The 1,345-nt window shown below is 39.4% G+C and carries 2 protein-coding genes and 1 pseudogene; all 3 read left to right on the top strand.

Annotated elements, in window-relative coordinates:
* Positions 1 to 669: HNH/ENDO VII family nuclease (locus tag H5186_RS22455; protein ID WP_259400405.1), on the top strand; the 669-nt coding region annotated here is incomplete at its 5' end.
* A gap of 9 nt (positions 670 to 678) precedes the next feature.
* Entirely contained in the window at positions 679 to 1,113 is a 435-nt protein-coding gene (locus H5186_RS22460; RefSeq protein WP_182719691.1) for a hypothetical protein, read from the top strand.
* Positions 1,110 to 1,345: pseudogene (locus H5186_RS22465) on the top strand (hypothetical protein); the annotation flags it as partial. The gene H5186_RS22460 and the pseudogene H5186_RS22465, both read left to right, overlap by 4 nt.

A 1,345-nucleotide genomic window follows, 5' to 3' on the forward strand; every position in this document is an offset into this window, starting at 1 on the left:
AGAGATACCTTGCAAGATATTTCAACCAGCTGGAAATACGACCTCCTACTGCCAGACTCGGCCATTGACGGCATGCAAGCCATGGTCAAACAACTTGATGAAGTCACCCCGCAAATAGACCAAGGCGTAAGAAACGCCGCGCAAGAAATTGGCAATCGCGTAAACAAAGCCCTCGATGAGTTTGAGCCACCGGCAAGTACAGGTGTAGTAGGGAAACCGAAGAAAACAGTAGCCAATGAATTAGAGCCGCCGAAAGGGAATGATTTAAAGGGGGCTCAAAGCATTAACCCAAACATTACAAAACCTAAGAAACTTCGCAAGATATCAAACCGCTTGAAATACCTTGTTAAAACTCCAGGCAAAGCATCTCGTACAGGCAAAAAAGTCATTGCGAAGATGAAAGCAAAAGGCAAAATAAGGGAGTCATTCAAAGGTACCGAATTTCAAGCGAGTGATAATCAATGGTACCCACTCTCTCAAGCTGATATGGCACATGACCCGACAGATGCAGTAAAATGGTGGAATACTACAGGCAGACAATACGGCGCAAAATCAAAAGAAGTGCGAGAATGGATGTTAGACTCTAATAATTATACTCTAGATCATTACAGTATTAACCGCTCAGCTGGTGCTAAGCTTAACGATAGATATTTACCCCCGAAAAAGTAAGGAAAGATAATGGAAAATTTACCTATAGACTTGCGCGATAAAATCGATGCTCTCTATATTTCTGCATACAAAGCATTAGAAGTCAAAAATGTTGACATCGCAAAAAAAAAAGCAGACGAAGCATGGGGGTTATTACCTGAGCCTAAATTTGATTGGGATGTCACTCTCAGTTTTGTTACTGCAATTTGCGAAATGTATCGAGAGTTAACACTTTACAATGATGCGCTGCAAATCATAGAGCAACTCTTAGAATATCGAGATAAAAATAAGGTAGGTGGGTTTCACGGTGGAATTATTTTTTTAAAAGCTACTATTTATTATGAAATGGAACAATTACCAATTTCTTATCAATGGTTTAATAAAGCAAACGACATGTCAAGAGGTCGCTGCTTCGTTGATGAACCTAAAAAATACAAAACTTTTTTTAATGAGTATAACCAATGAATGTACATGACCAAATAGATGAGTATTGCGAGCAAGGCAATGATCTTTTTGATGAAGAAGACTTTCAAGGCGCAATTACACTCTGGCAAAAAGCCTTTGATTTACTCACCGACCCAGATGAGGATTGGGAGCAAGCGGTTTGGCTTAAAGTATCTATCGGTGATAGTTATTATATGCTTGATGAATATGAACAATCCCTTGATGCAATGTTAGATGCATTAAACTACCCTGA

It is taken from the genome of Pseudoalteromonas sp. SG41-2 (assembly GCF_014164535.1).
GTDB classification, from domain to species: Bacteria; Pseudomonadota; Gammaproteobacteria; order Enterobacterales; family Alteromonadaceae; genus Pseudoalteromonas; species Pseudoalteromonas rhizosphaerae.